The organism is Iodidimonas nitroreducens, assembly GCA_000710935.1.
Lineage (GTDB): Bacteria > Pseudomonadota > Alphaproteobacteria > Sphingomonadales > Rhodothalassiaceae > Iodidimonas > Iodidimonas nitroreducens.
Genome location: BAYV01000009.1, coordinates 21287 through 38465, shown reverse-complemented (window position 1 = coordinate 38465; position 17179 = coordinate 21287). Strand labels below are relative to the sequence as shown.

13 protein-coding genes are annotated in these 17179 nt (G+C 56.0%); 9 read left to right on the top strand and 4 right to left on the bottom strand.

Going from position 1 to position 17179, the window contains the following annotated elements:
- The first annotated feature begins 66 nt into the window (after window positions 1-66).
- Window positions 67-2847: a hypothetical protein gene (locus AQ1_RS03460; RefSeq protein ID WP_042084277.1), complete on the top strand. Its 2781-nt coding sequence runs from the start codon at window positions 67-69 to the stop codon at window positions 2845-2847.
- A 288-nt stretch (window positions 2848-3135) separates the two neighbouring features.
- Entirely contained in the window at window positions 3136-4935 is a 1800-nt protein-coding gene (locus tag AQ1_RS03455; RefSeq protein ID WP_042084275.1) for an acyl-CoA dehydrogenase, read from the top strand.
- Window positions 4936-4950: 15 nt separating this feature from the next.
- Here AQ1_RS03455 and AQ1_RS03450 read toward each other — a convergent pair whose 3' ends face one another.
- From AQ1_RS03450 to tpiA, 3 genes are all read right to left on the bottom strand, one after another.
- Complete coding sequence (locus AQ1_RS03450) at window positions 4951-6579, bottom strand: CTP synthase (protein ID WP_042084272.1); 1629 nt, start codon at window positions 6577-6579, stop codon at window positions 4951-4953.
- A 138-nt stretch (window positions 6580-6717) separates the two neighbouring features.
- Window positions 6718-7020, bottom strand: a complete 303-nt coding sequence (secG, locus tag AQ1_RS03445; protein ID WP_042084562.1) for a preprotein translocase subunit SecG — start codon at window positions 7018-7020, stop codon at window positions 6718-6720.
- 173 nt (window positions 7021-7193) lie between these two features.
- Window positions 7194-7952 carry a triose-phosphate isomerase gene (tpiA, locus tag AQ1_RS03440; protein ID WP_042084269.1) on the bottom strand — a complete coding sequence of 253 codons (759 nt, stop codon included), beginning with the start codon at window positions 7950-7952 and terminating at the stop codon, window positions 7194-7196.
- A gap of 236 nt (window positions 7953-8188) precedes the next feature.
- Between tpiA and AQ1_RS03435 the strand changes: the two genes are divergently transcribed.
- Entirely contained in the window at window positions 8189-10120 is a 1932-nt protein-coding gene (locus AQ1_RS03435; protein WP_042084265.1) for a SurA N-terminal domain-containing protein, read from the top strand.
- On the top strand, window positions 10121-11656 hold the full coding sequence (trpE, locus tag AQ1_RS03430; RefSeq protein ID WP_042084263.1) for an anthranilate synthase component I: 1536 nt from the start codon (window positions 10121-10123) through the stop codon (window positions 11654-11656).
- A gap of 31 nt (window positions 11657-11687) precedes the next feature.
- Here the strand turns inward: trpE and AQ1_RS03425 are convergent, their stop codons facing one another.
- A complete protein-coding gene (locus AQ1_RS03425; protein ID WP_161760398.1) occupies window positions 11688-12782 on the bottom strand; it encodes a divergent polysaccharide deacetylase family protein in 1095 nt (364 codons plus the stop codon).
- Between the two features lie 176 nt (window positions 12783-12958).
- Here AQ1_RS03425 and AQ1_RS03420 point away from each other — a divergent pair, with 176 nt between their 5' ends.
- The 5 genes from AQ1_RS03420 to AQ1_RS03400 are packed head-to-tail and all read left to right on the top strand — an operon-like array spanning window position 12959 to window position 17088.
- On the top strand, window positions 12959-13555 hold the full coding sequence (locus AQ1_RS03420; protein WP_042084262.1) for an anthranilate synthase component II: 597 nt from the start codon (window positions 12959-12961) through the stop codon (window positions 13553-13555).
- Between the two features lies 1 nt (window position 13556).
- A complete protein-coding gene (gene trpD, locus AQ1_RS03415; protein WP_042084260.1) occupies window positions 13557-14585 on the top strand; it encodes an anthranilate phosphoribosyltransferase in 1029 nt (342 codons plus the stop codon).
- Window positions 14578-15378 (top strand): indole-3-glycerol phosphate synthase TrpC, encoded by an 801-nt coding sequence (gene trpC / locus AQ1_RS03410; RefSeq protein ID WP_042084258.1) that lies wholly within the window; start codon window positions 14578-14580, stop codon window positions 15376-15378. Before trpD ends, trpC begins: the two co-directional genes overlap by 8 nt.
- Window positions 15371-15877, top strand: coding sequence for a cyclic pyranopterin monophosphate synthase MoaC (gene moaC / locus AQ1_RS03405; RefSeq protein WP_042084255.1), 507 nt, complete (start codon window positions 15371-15373; stop codon window positions 15875-15877). Before trpC ends, moaC begins: the two co-directional genes overlap by 8 nt.
- Window positions 15874-17088, top strand: a complete 1215-nt coding sequence (locus tag AQ1_RS03400) for a molybdopterin molybdotransferase MoeA (RefSeq protein ID WP_042084252.1) — start codon at window positions 15874-15876, stop codon at window positions 17086-17088. Before moaC ends, AQ1_RS03400 begins: the two co-directional genes overlap by 4 nt.
- Window positions 17089-17179: the final 91 nt, after the last annotated feature.

Sequence of the window (17179 nt, the reverse complement as noted above, 5' to 3'; positions counted from 1 at the left end):
TTCGGGCATCATGCACCTTCAATGACCCATTGAGCAAGCGTGGCACAAGCCCCATCGGGATATGATATGAACGCCAAACTGGATTTCCAGCCACCGCCGCCGCAAGAGGCCCAATCCGAAGATCAGGCCACTGATCAAGGGTCTGTGTCAGGCCGAGAAACAGCGGCTCCTTTGAAGGACATGACCCCCTCGATTTCGCGGGTGCGGCGGCTTTGGTCTTTTCTGCTGGCTTCGGCTTTTAGCCTGATATGGCTGGGTTTGGCGGCTTTTCTTGCCTGGGATAAGGGATATTTTCTGGCCGATGCGCCTTTGGATATAGCGGCCATTTCAGCACTTGTGGGGGGCGTATTCTCGCCCTTGGCCGTGGTGTGGCTGATCACGCTGGTGTTTCAACGAACCGATCCCCTGCTGGAACATCGCCTGAATATTGCGCGCAATCTTGATCGCGCGCTCGCCCCCATCGAACATGCCGAAAAGCGTCTGGATCAGCTTGTTGGCAAAATTCGTCATGATATGGATCATGTGGAAGCCGCTGTTGATCTGGCCGCCAGCCGAATCGATAGCCTTGAAGCGCGTTTCAAAAAGGAAGTGGCGGACCTATTTTCGGTGACCGCCGATGCCGAAGCCAAATCGGCCACCATCCAGAATGCCCTGCAGCGTGAACGCGATGCCCTTCTTGAAATCGAAGAGCTGATTGGCCGCAGACTATCGGGCGCATCGGATCTGGCGGATCGTTTTGCCGAGCGCATTTCCATGGCCACGACCCATGCCGATGAAGATATCAACGAGGTGTCAAAGCGACTGGATGCCCGGGCTGAAGATATCATCCGGGCGGCGGATCACAGCGTTGAGCAGATCGCCGCATCAGAACAGGGGCTGTCGCGTCGCCTTCAGGCCATCGATGGGCTGTCTTTAAGCCTTGAAACCCGAATGAGCGCGATCAGCGAAGCCATGGATCAGCAGCTCGACCGTTTGCATCAGCGCATGGAAGGCTTGGATAAGCTCGATGGCACCTTGTCCGAAGCCTTGGAGGAACGCCATGGTCGCCTGGCTTTTCTGGCGCAATCCTCAGAAACCGATGCTCAGCGTGTATCCGAAGCCCTGAATAAGAACAGCGATCTGCTTTCAGACCGCGCCGAGCAGGCCATAGGGAAAACCGAAGAAGCGGCGCATCTGATTGAAAAACAGGCGGCTGAAATCAAAGCCGTGATCACCGCCAGCATCGATCAGGCCCGGGATAATTTCAAAGCTTTGTCGCAAGATCTCGCCGATCAGGCCCATGAAGCTGATCTTTTAACCCAGAAACAGGCAGAAGATACCCTTTCACGGGTGAAAACGATGCTCTCCGGCTTTGCTGATGAGCTTAATCAATTCGATCAAAGGGCCGATCAGGCGGGCACCCGGATCGCTGAAAGGCTGGATCATCTCAAATCCAGCTTCGATCAGGAAGCCGGCGCCGTGGAAAATCGCGCCACCCGCAGTGTCGAGGAATTGAGCCGGCTTGCCACCATGCTGGCTGATCAGGCGGAAATGGTCGCCTCGGCGGCGGGCGATGCGGCGCGCAATATGGGTGAAGCCGGGGAGCGTATGGATGAACGCTCTGTCAATCTCGGTCAGGTTCTGGAGGATATGCGGCGTCGTGTTGATGATGTCACCCAAAAGCTGGAGCATGAGCGCGGCGCTTTGGCCGAAGCTTCAAAAGCCAGCAGCAGCACTGTTCTCGATGCCGCAGAACAATTCCGCAAACAGTCTGAAAGCCTGAGCCAGCAAGCTGAAAGCACATCCGCCCGCCTGAAGGAAAGCAGCCAGGGCCTGGGCGATGAAATCGAACAGCTCAAGGATCGCAGCAACCAGACCGCCAATGCCCTGGAAAGCACTATCCGGCAATTGAAAAATGAGGGTGAAGGGCTGATGGATGTTCTGGAACGGTCATCCCAATCCCTGGGCCAGGCGGCCACGGCTTTTGGTGGCGAGCGCAAGCGGGTGCTGGACGATACCAGCGAAGCCGCCAGCCGCTTGCAGGATATTGCCCAGATCGTCACCGATAAAGCCGCCCTCCTCCGCGAGGCTGGCGATGATACCGGCAATCGTCTCGATGAAATCGCCCAGCGCTTTTCCCATGCTGCCGAACAGATCATTGTTCTTGCCGCACGCGCTGAAACCAGCGCCAAAGACTCATCGGAAAGCTTCGAGCGCAATCTGTCGGAAAGCATCAGCCGCAGCCTGGAAGATGTCGGGGCCTCGATGGAAAGCCTCAATAGCCTGTTTGATCAGGGTGTTGCGGATATGGAACACCGGGTGTCAAAGTCGATGAATGAAACCGTTATGCATCTGCGGCAGGCGGCCAATGATGCCGGCGAAGAAAGCGAACGCATGGCCAAAAGGCTGGCGGAACAAACCGATAAGCTGATCCATAAAGCCAACAGCTTTCTCAGTAAATCCGAGGAGGTGGAGCGCCGCCTGCTGGCCGCCTCCAGCGATGAATTTGTCAGAACATCGTCGCTTCTGGTGGATAGCCTGCATTCGGCTTCGGTGGATATCGATAAAATTCTTGATGATGATGTGCCCGATGAGGTGTGGCAGCGCTATCTGTCCGGTGATCGCTCCATCTTTTCGCGCCGGGCGGTGCGCATGGCGGATCGGAAAACCCGCCAACGCATCACCCAGATGTTTGAAAATGATCGTGAATTTCGCGATACCGTATTGAAATTCTTCCGTGATTTTGAAGCCCTGATGGAACAGATTTCAACACGCGATCGCCATAGCGCCATGTCGGTGACCCTGATTTCATCGGATATGGGCAAGCTTTATGTCCTTCTCGCTCAGTCTCTAAAGAAAATTCAGTAAAATCTTATTTTTGCTTTTTATTCCGTCACCCCGGGTGGAGACCCGGGGTCCATCTCGTGAAGGGCTGAGCGTGCCGAAGCGTGGATCCCGGCTCTGCGGCGCATCCCTTCGGGCTGCCCCGCGTCCGGGATGACGTAAGTTTATGATACGCCATATAAATTTCGTCACCCCGGGCAGAGACCCGGAGTCCACCCTTTCCCATCCTCAGCAGAACCCCCCATTTGATCAGCTATGTCTTTTCTGTTCCATCTCTATAAAATGGACAGAATATCAGCTTAGGAGTCGTTTATGGACCGCATCATCAATCGCCGGGATCTGGCGTTTCAGCTTTATGAAATGCTCGATGTTGAAAAGCTTAGCCACTATCCCCGGTTCAAGGATCATGATCGGGCCACCTATGAAGCGGTGATCGATGCGGCGGAAAAGCTGGCCATCGATAAATTTGCCAATCACGCCCATAAATCCGATGAACAAGAGCCGCAATTCGATGGCGATAAGGTCAGCCTGATCCCCGAAGTGAAAGAGGCGATGAGCGCTTATCTTGAAGGCGGCTTTCATCTGGCGCATCGGGATGAAGATGAAGGCGGGATGCAATTGCCTTTATGCATCAGCCAGGCTGTGGCGGCCATTTTTACAGGGGCCAATGCCGCCACCACGGCCTATCCCTTTCTGACCATCGCGGCGGCCAATCTGCTGACGGCGCATGGCGATTCATGGCAAAAGGAACGTTTTTTAAAACCCATGCTGGAGGGCCGATTTTTTGGCACCATGTGCCTTTCAGAGCCGCAGGCAGGATCTTCTTTGGGCGATATCCGCACCAAAGCCGTGGCCAATGCGGATGGCAGCTATCAGATCAGCGGCACGAAAATGTGGATATCGGGGGGCGATCATGATCTGAGCGAGAATATCATCCATCTGGTCCTGGCAAAAATCCCCGGTGGCCCCGCCGGGGTGAAGGGCATTTCGCTGTTCATCGTGCCCAAATATCGGCTGGATGAACAGGGTCAAACCCTTGGTTCCAATGATGTGGCTTTGGCCGGGCTCAATCACAAAATGGGCTATCGTGGTACCACCAATTGCCTGCTCAATTTTGGCGAATCCGGTGCCTGTCAGGGCTTTTTGGTGGGGAAGCCCCATCATGGGCTTGGCACGATGTTTCATATGATGAATGAAGCCCGCATCGGCGTGGGACTTGGGGCCACCATGATGGGTTACGCGGGCTATCTTTATTCCCTTGATTATGCGCGCCAAAGGCCCCAGGGGCGCCCGGTTGATGCCAAAGACCCCGAAGCCCCGCAGGTGCCGATCATTGCCCATGCCGATGTGCGGCATATGCTGCTGGCCCAGAAATCCTATGTCGAGGGTGGCCTTTCCCTGTGCCTTTATTGCGCGCATCTTTTGGATCATGCGCAGCAAAGCGATGACCCTAAGGAAAAAGTCGACCTGTTGCTTTTGCTCGATTTTCTGACGCCGCTGGCCAAGGCCTGGCCATCGGAATTCTGCCTTGAAGCCAATAAGCTGGGGATGCAGATTTTAGGGGGCTATGGCTATACCCGCGATTATCCGCTGGAACGCCTTTATCGCGATAATCGCCTCAATCCTATTCATGAAGGCACCAATGGCATCCAAAGTCTTGATCTTTTGGGGCGCAAGGTGATGGCCGATCAGGGCCGCGCATTCCATATGGTGATGGAACGCATGGGAGAGGCCATTGGCGCGGCAGCAAAATATCCGGCATTGGAAGAGTTTGTTGCCGCCATGCAGGGCGCTGTTGATTTGATGTCGCGGGTGACGATGAAGCTGGTAGGTGCCGCCCGCGAGGGCAAGACCGAAAGCTTTCTGGCCAATTCCCATGATTATCTGCTGATGACCGGCCATATCGTGATGGCCTGGATGTGGCTGCGCCAAGCCACCAGTGCTGCTGCGGCGATTGAGCAGGCATCGGGTGATGAACGGGCCTTTTATGCCGGAAAGCTGATGACGGCGCGCTATTTCTTCCATCATGAATTGCCCAAAACCGGGCCGCAGGCAGCGTTTCTGGCGTCGCTCGATACCACGGTTCTGGATATGCCGGATGCGGGATTTTGAGTATCGTTCGGCTGCTTAAACCAATCGGCTCTGCTTTAAGGCAGCGCCGATGAAGCTGGCAAAAAGGGGATGCGGATCAAAAGGTTTTGATTTCAATTCGGGGTGGAATTGCACGCCGATATACCAAGGATGCCCGGGAATTTCGACGATTTCAGGCAGGCTGTTATCAGGTGAGATTCCGGAAAACACCAGCCCCGCTTTTTCCAGATCCTGTTGATAGGAAATATTCACTTCATAACGATGGCGGTGCCGTTCGGAGATACGGTCGGCCCCATAAATCTCATGCACATGCGATCCGGGCTTTAACAAGGCGGGATAGGCCCCCAAACGCATAGTGCCCCCCAGATCGGTATCCTGATCGCGCAGTTCAATGCCCGCTTCGGTGGCCCATTCCGTGAGCAACCCCACAATGGGGGCGTTGCATTCGCCAAATTCGGTTGAACCGGCGTCCTTGATCCCGGCCATATTGCGGGCGGCCTCGATCACCGCCATCTGCATCCCCAGGCAGATGCCGAAAAAGGGCACATTATGTTCGCGGGCAAAGCGGGCGGCGGCAATTTTGCCTTCTGTGCCGCGATGACCAAAGCCGCCCGGCACCAGAATGCCATGCACATCCTCAAGGCGATGAATGGCATCGGGCTGTTCAAAAACTTCCGCCTCGATCCATTCGATCCGCACCCGCACATGATTGGCGATGCCGCCATGGATCAACGCCTCTCCCAAAGATTTATAAGCATCTTTTAGGCCGGTATATTTCCCGACGATAGCGATGGTCACCTCGCCTTCGGGATGGTTGAGATTGTGCACGATCTCTTTCCAGCCGTTGAGATCGATGGGGGGATCGGTGGGGATGCCAAAAACCTTGAGCACCTCGTCATCAAGACCTTCGGCATGATACGCAATGGGCACTTCATAGATCGATGACACATCAAGCGCCTGAACGACTGCCGATTTGGCGACATTGCAAAACAAAGCGATCTTGTGGCGATCACTGAGGGGAATGGGGTGCTCGGCCCGGCATACAAGCACATCGGGCGAAATCCCGATCCCGCGCAATTCCTTTACCGAATGCTGGGTTGGCTTGGTTTTCAGTTCACCCGCCGCTTTGATGAAAGGCACAAGGGTGAGATGGATGAAGCACGATTGCCCACGCTCCAGCTCGGTGCCCAATTGGCGGATGGCTTCCATGAATGGCAGGCTTTCAATATCGCCTACCGTGCCCCCGATTTCACATAAGACAAAATCGATACCAGCGGTTTCAGCCAGCACAAAATTCTTGATCGCATCGGTAACATGGGGGATCACCTGAACCGTGCCGCCCAGATAATCGCCCCGGCGTTCCTTGGTCAGGATATCCTGATACACACGGCCTGAGGTGATATTATCGGTGGAACGCGAAGGCACCCCGGTAAAGCGTTCATAATGCCCCAGATCAAGATCGGTTTCCGCCCCATCATCGGTGACATAAACCTCGCCATGCTGATAGGGGCTCATGGTGCCCGGATCGACATTGAGATAAGGATCAAGCTTGCGCAAGCGAACGGAATAGCCACGCGCCTGCAATAAGGTTCCCAAAGCGGCCGATAAAAGGCCCTTTCCAAGGGAAGAGACAACGCCGCCGGTGATGAAGATGAAACGGGTCATGAACGCGCACTATTGTTGACTATTGGCAAAGCAACAGTTCTGGATTTCAGGACAATCATGAAAATATCCCCACCAAAGCAGACTTTACACAAAAAAGCCCACAACAAGCAGGAAAAGGCGTGGACCGAAAAACGTTAATTATTCCGGTACGGGAACGCTGGGCGTATCCGATTGCGGCTGTTCGACCGGGGTTTCATCCAGAACCGAACGATTATCCTCACCCTGGCCTGCAAGAATCGCCAAGGTCAGGCTGGTGATCAGAAAACCAGCCGCCAGAATGGATGTGGTCTTGGTCAGCAGATCAGCCGCACCGCGCGCCGACATCATACCGCCGGGGCCGCCACCCATGCCCAATCCGCCACCTTCGGATCGCTGCAAAAGAATAACACCAACCAGAGCAATGGCGATGGCCAGATGAACAATAAGAAGAACGACTTGCATCTTATAAGTACCATGCAGATAAAATGTGGAACGCACCATCCCGGGCGAACCCCCGTTGGCGCATTGGCCGCCTGTCTAACGCAGACAAACGACAATGACCAGCAAGAAGTTTATAGCGCCGACGATGAACAAAAAGCCGAGCCATAGCAAGGCGCCAGGCAAAGCGGCTATTTTCAACGCCGATAAGCATCGAGAATGGCATTGAAATCGCCGCTGTCAAGGCTTGCCCCCCCGACCAAAGCGCCATTGACATGAGCCACCGACATCAATTCACCCGCATTTTTGGGCTTCACCGATCCCCCATATAAAATGCGCATTGATCCACCATCTTCAAAGCGGTTGGTGAGATAGGATCGGATCGCCTGATGCATCTGGGCGATATCATCCGTTTGTGGCGTGCGCCCGGTGCCAATCGCCCAAACCGGTTCATAAGCAATGATGCTGTTCGCGGCATTGGCTTTGGCAGGCACCGATCCTTCAAGCTGCTTTATGACAATATCAAGAGCCGCCCCGGCATCGCGCTGGGCAAGGGTTTCCCCCACACAGATGATCGCCGATAGGCCCGCTTTATGGGCAGCGCACGCCTTGGCCATAACCAGAGAATCACCCTCGCCATGATCCGTGCGCCGTTCTGAATGGCCAATAATCACATGGCGCACCCCCAGATCGGCCAGCATCGGGGCGGCAATATCGCCGGTATGGGCTCCTTCATCCGCGCTATGGCAATCCTGTGCCCCAATGGCGATTGCGCTGCCAGCGGTGATTTTGATGGCGGCATCGATCAGGGTGAAAGGCGGGCAGATGGCGCAGTCTGCCCCGGGTGGGTTTGCGGCCAATAATGCGCGCAAGCGTTCAATCTGAGCAAGCGCGGACCTGAGACCAAACATTTTCCAGTTTCCGGCAACCAATGGCCTGATAGCTGGCTGAGACATAAGAAGGTTCCTTGCGTGATAGGCTGCGATCGGCAGGCTTTTTCCCCATTGATCAGCATGTTTAGCGGGAAATCGGCCAAAAGATACAGATTATCCTTGCAGATATATCTATCAGCACCATAAGAAAACGCCAAGAACGGTCGATATTTGCAATTGACGCTTCAGCCATTACACTGCGCCTCAAATCAATGCCTCGATCATGCGGCTCCTTTATCATCTAGAGCGAGATAAAATTCATGCTCAGCGCCATTCGCAGCACCTTGGGATCATTTGTGGTTCTTGCCCTTTTGGGTCTTTTGATTGCCAGCTTCGCCCTATGGGGGATTCCCGATCTGTTTTCCAATACCGGCGGCCGCACGATTGCCAGTGTGGGGGATTCTGAAATTGATGTCGTGGAATTCGATCGGGCTTATAATCAGCGCCTGCGTCAGATCGAATCCCAGATCGGCCAACCGATTGATCGTCAGCAGGCTTTGGGTTTGGGTATTCCCCAGCAGGTTTTGCAGCAGCTCATTTCAGAACAGCTTTTCGTCAGCCATGCCCGCGATCTGGGCCTGCGCGGCAGCAATCGTCAGGTCGTGGATATTTTGCGCGGTGTTGAGGCCTTTGCCGGGTTTGATGGCAAATTCGATCGGCAGGCCTATGAAAATCAGATCGCCCGTGCCGGGCTTACGGCGGCTGAATTTGAAACATCCCTGCGCACAGATATTGTCAGGCGGCAGATGCTCCAAACGCTGGTCGCGGGGCGTCCGGTTCCCGATGCTTTGGCCAAGCCTTTGTTCCGCTTTCGCAATGAAGGGCGGAAGGCGACCATTCTCAGCGTTCTTGCCAGTGAAATCGGCGCTGTGGATGCCCCTTCGGAAGATGAACTGCTGGCGGCTTATGAACTGGAAAAATCCGGCTATATGACCCCGCCTTATCGGGCCATCGCAGTGGCGGAAATCTCACCGGCTTCCGTCGCCAAACCAGAAAACATCACCGATGAAGAGCTGGCCACCGCTTATGAAGAGCGTTTGGCGCAATTTCAGATCCCTGAATTACGCACGGTGGATATCGTTTCTTTTGGTGTAGATGAAAAGGAAAAGGCGGAAACCTTCGTCCGCCGGATTGAAAGCGGGGAAGATTTCGCCAGCCTTGTCAAAGAAATGACCGATTTCAGCGTTGATGAGATTACCCTGGGCGATGTCAGCCGCACCGATCTGGAAACCGATTATAATGCCCGGGTGGCCGATGCCGTTTTCGCCACAGATGAAGGGGCGCTGAGCCCCCCCGCCCAAAGCGTTTTCGGCTGGCATGTCTTTCGGGTGCGATCCATCACCCCACCCCTTGATCGCCCCCTTGATCAGGTTGCCGCAACACTCCGTCAGGATCTGGCCGAAGAAAAAGCGCTGGAAACGGTTTATGATATTTCGGTCAAAGCCGAAGACATGCTGGCCCGGGGTGTTGGGCTCAAGGAAATCGCCAATGAATTGGGGCTGACCTATGCAGAAGCCACCGTGTCACGCGATGGTCGATTGGCTGAGGGCGGTGCGGTTGAGGGGGCCGTTGCGCGCCATCTGGCCAAAGGCTGGGAACTGGCCATTGATGAGCCTGCTTTGCTTGAGCCGAGCGATGATGGCGGCTTTGTGCTGGTGGATGTGGTGGATGAAATCCCGCCCCAGCAACGGCCTTTTGAAGATGTTCGCACCCAGCTTTTGAATCGGCTGATCAATGAACGCAAGCTGGCACAGGCCGGGGCGCAGGCAGAAACCATTGCCACCGCCCTTCGCGCTGGCAAGGCGGCGGCTGATCTGGCCAAAGAAAATGATGCCGGCCTTGCTTCATCCGATTGGGTGATCCGGTCGCGGGTCGATCAGGGCCAGCAGGTGGCCCCTGTGGTTGGGCGTTTGATGTTTCGGATGGATGTTGGTGAAATCAGTGTCGAACGCACTGCCAATGGCGATGGCTATGTCATCGTCAGGCTTGATGAGGTAAAGCCCGGTGATCCCGCACAGGATCCTGTGGCTTATGATGCCCTGATCCAGGATTTGGGCACCGCACTTTTAAATGATGCTCTGGTGCAATATGAAAATGCCCTGCGTGCCGATCTGGGGGTTGAAGTGAATAGCGAACTGTTCCAGCAAATCGTTGATCCCCAAGCAGCTCTTACCCCCCAGGGTGGTTTCTAGGTGCCGGACGAAACGGTTTCACGCGATGATGCCCGCTTGCTTTATGATCGTGGCATCGCCCAGGTTCTGGCCACCCGCCTGGTGGCGGATCTGGAAACGCCGGTTTCTGCCTATCTGAAGCTCACCGGCGGCCAGCCCGGCAGCTTCTTGCTGGAATCGGTGGAAGGCGGGGCCGTGCGCGGGCGCTATACGATCATCGGATTCGCCCCGGATCTGATCTGGCGCTGCCATGGCAATCGGGCGGAACGGGCGCAGATCACCCCCGGCCAGCCCGCCCATTTTATGCCCGATGATCTGCCCGCTATGCCGGCCTTGCGCCGTTTGCTAAAAGAATCGCTGATTGATCTGCCTTCGGACCTCCCCCCTATGGCGGCGGGATTGGTGGGTTATATGGGCTATGATATGGTGCGCCTGATGGAAGATCTGGGTCCGGGCAATCCCGATCCCTATGGCCTGCCCACGGCTCTGTTTCTGCGCCCCACCATGATGGCCATTTTCGATCAGGTTACCGATCGCATCACTTTGGTTACCCCTTTGCGCCCGAATGCCGAAATCAGCGCCGATGCGGCCTATGATGCGGGGCTTTCAAGGCTGCAATCAGCAGAGGAAGCGCTATCAAAGCCCCTGCCGATGATCCGGGCGAAAAACGGCAGCAAAAACGCGGCGCAGGCCGAGATCACCAGCCATACCGGCCTTGATCGCTATCGCCAGATGGTGGCCAGCGCCAAAGAGCATATGGCCGCAGGCGATATTTTTCAGGTGGTGCTCTCCCAGCGCTTTTCAGTGCCCTTCACCTTACCGCCCTTTGCGCTTTACCGCACACTGCGGCGGCTCAATCCCTCGCCTTTTCTTTATTTTCTGAATTTCGAGGAAGCCGCACTGGTAGGCTCGTCGCCTGAAATTCTGGTCCGCGCCCGCGATGGGGATGTGACCATCAGGCCAATCGCCGGAACCCGCCCCCGGGGCAAGGATGCCGCAGAAGACGAAGCTCTGGCGGCCGATCTTTTATCCGATCCCAAGGAGCTATCGGAACATCTGATGCTTTTGGATCTGGGCCGCAATGATGTGGGCCGGGTCGCCATCCCCGGCACGGTGAAGGTCACCCAGCGCAATCTGGTCGAGAAATATTCCCATGTGATGCATATCGTCTCGAATGTGACCGGCAGGCTTGATGAAGAAAAATTCGATAGCGTGGCCGCTCTGGAAGCCGGTTTTCCTGCCGGAACCGTTTCGGGTGCCCCCAAAATCCGGGCCATGGAAATCATCGATGAACTGGAAAGCGAAGGCCGAGGACCTTATGCCGGGGCGGTGGGTTATTTTGCCGCCAATGGCAGCATGGATACCTGCATCGTTTTGCGCACGGCGGTGGTGAAAGATGGCGTTATGCACGTTCATGCCGGGGCCGGTCTGGTGGCCGATAGCGTTCCGGAAATGGAACATCAGGAATGTGAAAACAAAGCCAAAGCCCTTTTTCGTGCTGCCGAAGAAGCGGTGCGCTTTGCCCAGCTTCCCGGCCATGGGCCAAAACTGGATTAAGGATTGGGCTGGATTGAAGCCGGGAAAGGCTTCAGCGCGCCCCATCCTGCCTTTCAGCCATATGGCGATACAGCGATTGCTGGCGGATGATGGCGGCGCTCAAAGGCAGCAGCACAAAGCCGCGCTTTTGGGCATCGGGCAGCCATTGGGCAATGGCCTTGATCGTTTCATCATGGGGATGGCCAATCCCGATGGCCAGCCCGGTTTCTAGGGCGATATGCTCCATTTCCTTTAGCCGGGCCTTCACCGCTTGGGCGCTGCGATCATTATCAAGAAACACATCGCGCGATAGACTGGGTACATCATGATCTTTCGCCAATCGGCTGGCCACAGTTTTCACCGTGGTGCGCGAATCCAAAAACAGCAAGCCCCGCTTTTTCAGATCACCAATGATCAGGGTCATGGCCTTTTCATCGGCGGTGAGGCGGCTGCCCATATGATTATTGATCCCCACATAGCCTTGAAAACGGCTGAGATTCCAATCGAGCCGGCTTTGCATGGCCGCTTGATCCAATGCGCTTAAAAGTGCCATGGGGCCGGGATCGGCGCTGTCGCTCATCGGCTCCATCGGCATATGCACCAGCAATTCATGGCCGCGCCCCCGGGCGCTGGCGGTTTGTTGGGGCAAATCATCGGCATAGGGCAAAAAGGCGAGGGTCAAGGGTCCAGGAAGTGCAATCACCGCCCTGCCCGCGGCTTTATCCAACCCCAGATCATCGATCACCAAAACAATAGCTGGATGGAGGGAGCCGCCCGTGGCTTTCGGATAAGCTGCGGCGTTCGCCTGCCATGCCGGTAAGCCCGGCGGCGTTCGCGCAATCAGGGGCCGGGGCTTTGCCCCCTCGATCTCGGGATTGGCAAGGGATGTGCTTTTTGAGATATGCGGCGGCGCAGTTTTTAGGGCCGTAACCGCAGCGCTTTTATCGGGCTCTGCCCTTTCAGACGATGAGTAAAGCCCCGAAAGATGCCATAAAGCCAGAAGGCTAACGCCAAAAATCGCCACTGTACCGATCAGGCCAAGGCCCCGCCCCGCCCGCGCAAGCCATGTTTTGTAACCGGTTCCGATCCTGGCCGTTTTGACGGGCTTTTGCTTTTGACGCTGTTTTTGCTGATTTTTGGCCGTCACATCTCGCCTCATCTCCCGAAATGCATCATGAGGACGCTTCGGGCTGGTTCATTTGCAGGGACACTGATAAACACTTTCTTACGAAAAGGCGACCCGATCATGATTTTTGGCAGGCATCAGATGGCTCTGCCCAGCGATGGGGCTTATAATGCAACTTCAGGATAAGCGTGTTCTTGATGTATTTACTGATCGATAATTACGATAGCTTCACCTTCAATTTATTCCATTATCTGGGTGAATTGGGGGCCGATATTCAGGTCGTGCGCAATGATGCCATCAGTGTCGATGCTGTGCTTCGTGAAATGCGCCCCCATGGGGTGATCATCTCACCCGGACCGGGGACCCCAAGTGATGCCGGGATCACCAGGGATCTGATCGCAAAATCGGCGGGCCGCTTGCCCATTTTGGGCGTGTGTTTGGGCCATCAGGCCATCGGCGAAGTTTTTGGTGGAACCGTGAAGCGGGCGCCCAAAGTGATGCATGGCAAGGTCAGCACCATCAGCCATGATGGGCGGGGGGTGTTCAGGGACCTGCCCTCGCCATTCAATGCCACGCGCTATCATTCTCTGATCGTGTCTGAGGATGATCTGCCCTCCTGCCTTTCGATCACCGCCCGTTCCGAAGATGGCCTGATCATGGGTTTGCAGCATGTTGATCAACCGCTTCATGGGGTGCAATTTCACCCTGAAAGCATTGCCTCTGATCATGGCCATAAAATATTGGGAAATTTTCTGGCGCTGGCCGATGCCTTTCATAGCGAAGGGGTGATCTGAAATGTCGCATCTGCAGAAAATCATCGCCCGCATCGCCGATGGCCATGCATTGGATCGTGCCGAAGCTCGCGATGCCTTTCGGCTGATCATGGATGGGGCGGCAGAAGATGTCGAAATCGCGGCCTTTTTGATGGGCCTTAAAATGCGTGGGGAAACCGTAGCGGAAATCGCCGGGGGTGCGGATGTGATGCGCGCCAATGCCCTGCCCCTTCAGGCACCCCCCGGCACGGTGGATACCTGCGGCACCGGCGGCGATGGCTTGGGCACCTATAATATCTCCACTGCCGCCGCCATTGTTGCGGCTGCTGCCGGTGTGCCGGTGGCCAAGCACGGCAATCGCGCCGTTTCCTCTCTGTCTGGCTCCTCGGATGTGTTGGCCCATCTGGGCGTGGCAATGGATGCGCCCCTTGATCGCGTTCAAGGCGCGCTCGATCGGTTTGGCCTGTGCTTTTTATTGGCCCCGCGCCATCATGAAGCCATGCGCCATGTGGCTTTGGTGCGAAAATCACTGGGCGTGCGCACCATTTTTAATATTCTGGGCCCTCTCACCAATCCGGCGGGGGCCAAGCGCCAACTGATCGGGGTTTATGATCAACGCTGGCTGAAACCGCTGGCGGAAACCCTTGGGCTTTTGGGGTCCGAACATGTGTGGGTGGTGCATGGCCATGATGGATTGGATGAATTGAGCATCAGCACGGAAAGCTCGGTGGTCAGTTTTCGCAATGGAAAGCTTGAGGAGATGACCATCCGCCCCGAAGATTTCGGCCTGAAACGCCATCCCCTGGAAGCTTTAAAGGGTGGTGATGCGGCCTATAATGCCGCCGCCTTGCGCGATCTTTTGATGGGGCAGCCTTCGGCTTATCGGGATGTTGTGGCCCTGAATGCCGGGGCGGCGCTGATGCTGGGCGGTGGCGCAGCTGATGTGGCAGCCGGTGTTGCCATGGCCCAAAATGCCATTGATAGCGGCAAGGCTTTGGCCCTTTTGAATGACTGGGCGGCCTATAGCCGTGGAGAAACAGCCGATGTCTGATGTTTTGAGCAGAATTTGCGCGGATAAGCGCGAGCAGATCGCCAAGGACAAACAAGCGCTGTCCCTTGCCGATCTGGAACAAAGGCTTGATCAGATCAGCCCGCCGCGCGGCTTTTATCAGGCTTTGCAAAAAGCCCGTGCGGATAATCGCTATGGATTGATTTGTGAAATTAAAATGGCCAGCCCCTCGAAAGGGCTGATCCGGGCTGATTTCGATCCCGCAACCCTGGCCCTTGCCTATGAGGCGGGCGGGGCCAGCTGTTTATCGGTGCTGACCGATAAGCCCTATTTCATGGGCGATGATGCCTTTTTGGGCGCGGCAAGGGCTGTGGTGTCCCTTCCGGTTTTGCGCAAGGATTTCATGCTCGATCCCTATCAGATCACCCAATCAAGGGCTTTGGGTGCGGATTGCATTTTGCTGATCATGGCCGCACTTGATGATGATCAGGCGTTGGAATTGGCGCAGGCTGCCCAAAGCCTTGGGATGGATATCCTCGTTGAGGTGCATGACAGGGATGAATTGCAGCGCGCGCTCAATATCCCCTCGCCCCTGATCGGGATCAATAATCGCAATCTGAAAACACTGAGTGTTGATCTCAAGACCACCCTCGATCTTTGCGCCGATGTGCCGCCCGATCGCCTGCTGGTGGCCGAATCGGGGCTGTTCACCCCCGCTGATCTCGCTTTATGTGCCCAAAAGGGCGTGACCAGCTTTTTAATCGGGGAATCGCTGATGCGCCAGAAAGATGTCACCCGTGCCACCCGTGCTTTGTTGGAGCGGGCGGATGCCTGAAAAAATCATCAAGGATCAGGCGGGGCAAAGGCTCACCCATCTGGATGAAAGCGGGGCAGCGCATATGGTCGATGTCTCGCAAAAACGGGTGACGGCGCGAAAAGCCATGGCCAAGGGCATCCTTTTCATGTCCCCCAAAACCCGCGATCTGATCATGAAAGGCGGCCTTGCCAAGGGCGATGCCATTGCCGCCGCCCGCATCGCCGGGATCATGGCTGCCAAGCGAACCGGCGATCTCATCCCTTTGTGTCATCCTTTGGCGATTACCGCTTTATCCATTGATTTCAATGCGATTGATGAAGGGATTGAAATTATCTCTGAAGTATCGACCCAGGAACGAACCGGGGTTGAAATGGAAGCCCTCACCGCCTGTTCTCTGGCTGCCCTCACCTTATATGACATGGCGAAGGCCGTGGAAAAAACCATGCGGATCGGCGATCTGCGATTGGTGCATAAGGAAGGGGGGAAATCAGGCGATTATCACGAGGAGACGCCATGATCAGCGTTGAAGAGGCCCGCCGGACAATCCTTGAAGGGCTGGCCCCGCAGGGGCGGGAAAGCCTGATGCTGATGGCCTGTTATGATCGTGTTCTGGCGGCCCCGGTGCTGGCCCGCCGAACCCAGCCCCCGGCGGATTTTTCGGCCATGGATGGCTATGCGATCCGTGCCGCCGACAGCACCTCACCCCATCAAAAGCTAAAGCTTGCAGGGGTTTCCCGCGCGGGTGCAGGCTTTGATGGCCCCTTGCCGGCGCGCAGCGCCATCCGCATTTTCACCGGTGCAGCCCTGCCCGATGGCGCGGATGCCGTGATCATGCAGGAACAAACCGAAAGCAGCGGTGATCAACATATCATTTTGCACAAATCAGTGCAGACGGGAGCGAATATCCGGCGCAAGGGCCTCGATTTCACGATAGGCGATCCCGTGCTGGAGGTTGGCACTTCGCTTTCACCGCGTCATCTGGCGGTGATCGCGGCGGCCAATGTTCCCTGGGTCGAGGTTTATCGAAAGCCCCGGATCGGCCTGTTGAGCACTGGCGATGAACTGGTGCAAACCGGCGAAACGCTGGGAAAGGATGCGATCATCGATTCCATCAGCCCTGCCTTATCAGCGATGATCATCGCCCGTGGGGGGGATGTGGTGCATCTGCCCATCGCCCGGGATCAACCGGACCAACTCGCAGCCGCCATCGCCATGGCCAGGGGCTGCGATCTGCTGGTAACGGTGGGGGGCGCCAGTGTGGGGGATTATGATCTGGTGGCACAGGCGATGCAGGATGAAAAAGCCAATCTCGCCTTCTGGAAAGTAGCGCTTAAACCCGGCAAGCCGATCGTGTTTGGTCGATTGCGGGATATGCCGCTCCTTGGTTTGCCAGGCAATCCGGTTTCGGCTTTGGTCTGTGCTCTTTTGTTTTTAGGCCCTGCCATCGATGCGCTGGCGGGTCGCGCCCCGCGCCTGCCCCATCCGCAGGCCGCCCGCCTTGCTGGGTCTTTGGCTGCAAATGGCCCGCGAGAGGCTTATCTCCGGGCCGTTTTCTGGCTTGATGCCGAAGGCCATGCGCATGTGAAGCCCCTGCCCAAGGATGATAGCAGCGTGCTGAGCATTTTTGCCCAAGCCAATGCCCTGATCCTGCGCCCCCCTCATGCCCCGAAAGCCGAGACGGATGATCCGGTCACGATCCTGCTTTTGGATCAACATTGTGGGATTTGAAAAGTCACTTTGTGGGGCCTTTAAAAGGATGGCGAAATGGGGTCTTGACAGATTGTTCCCGTGAACTAAGATGGAACATAAGTAAAACATG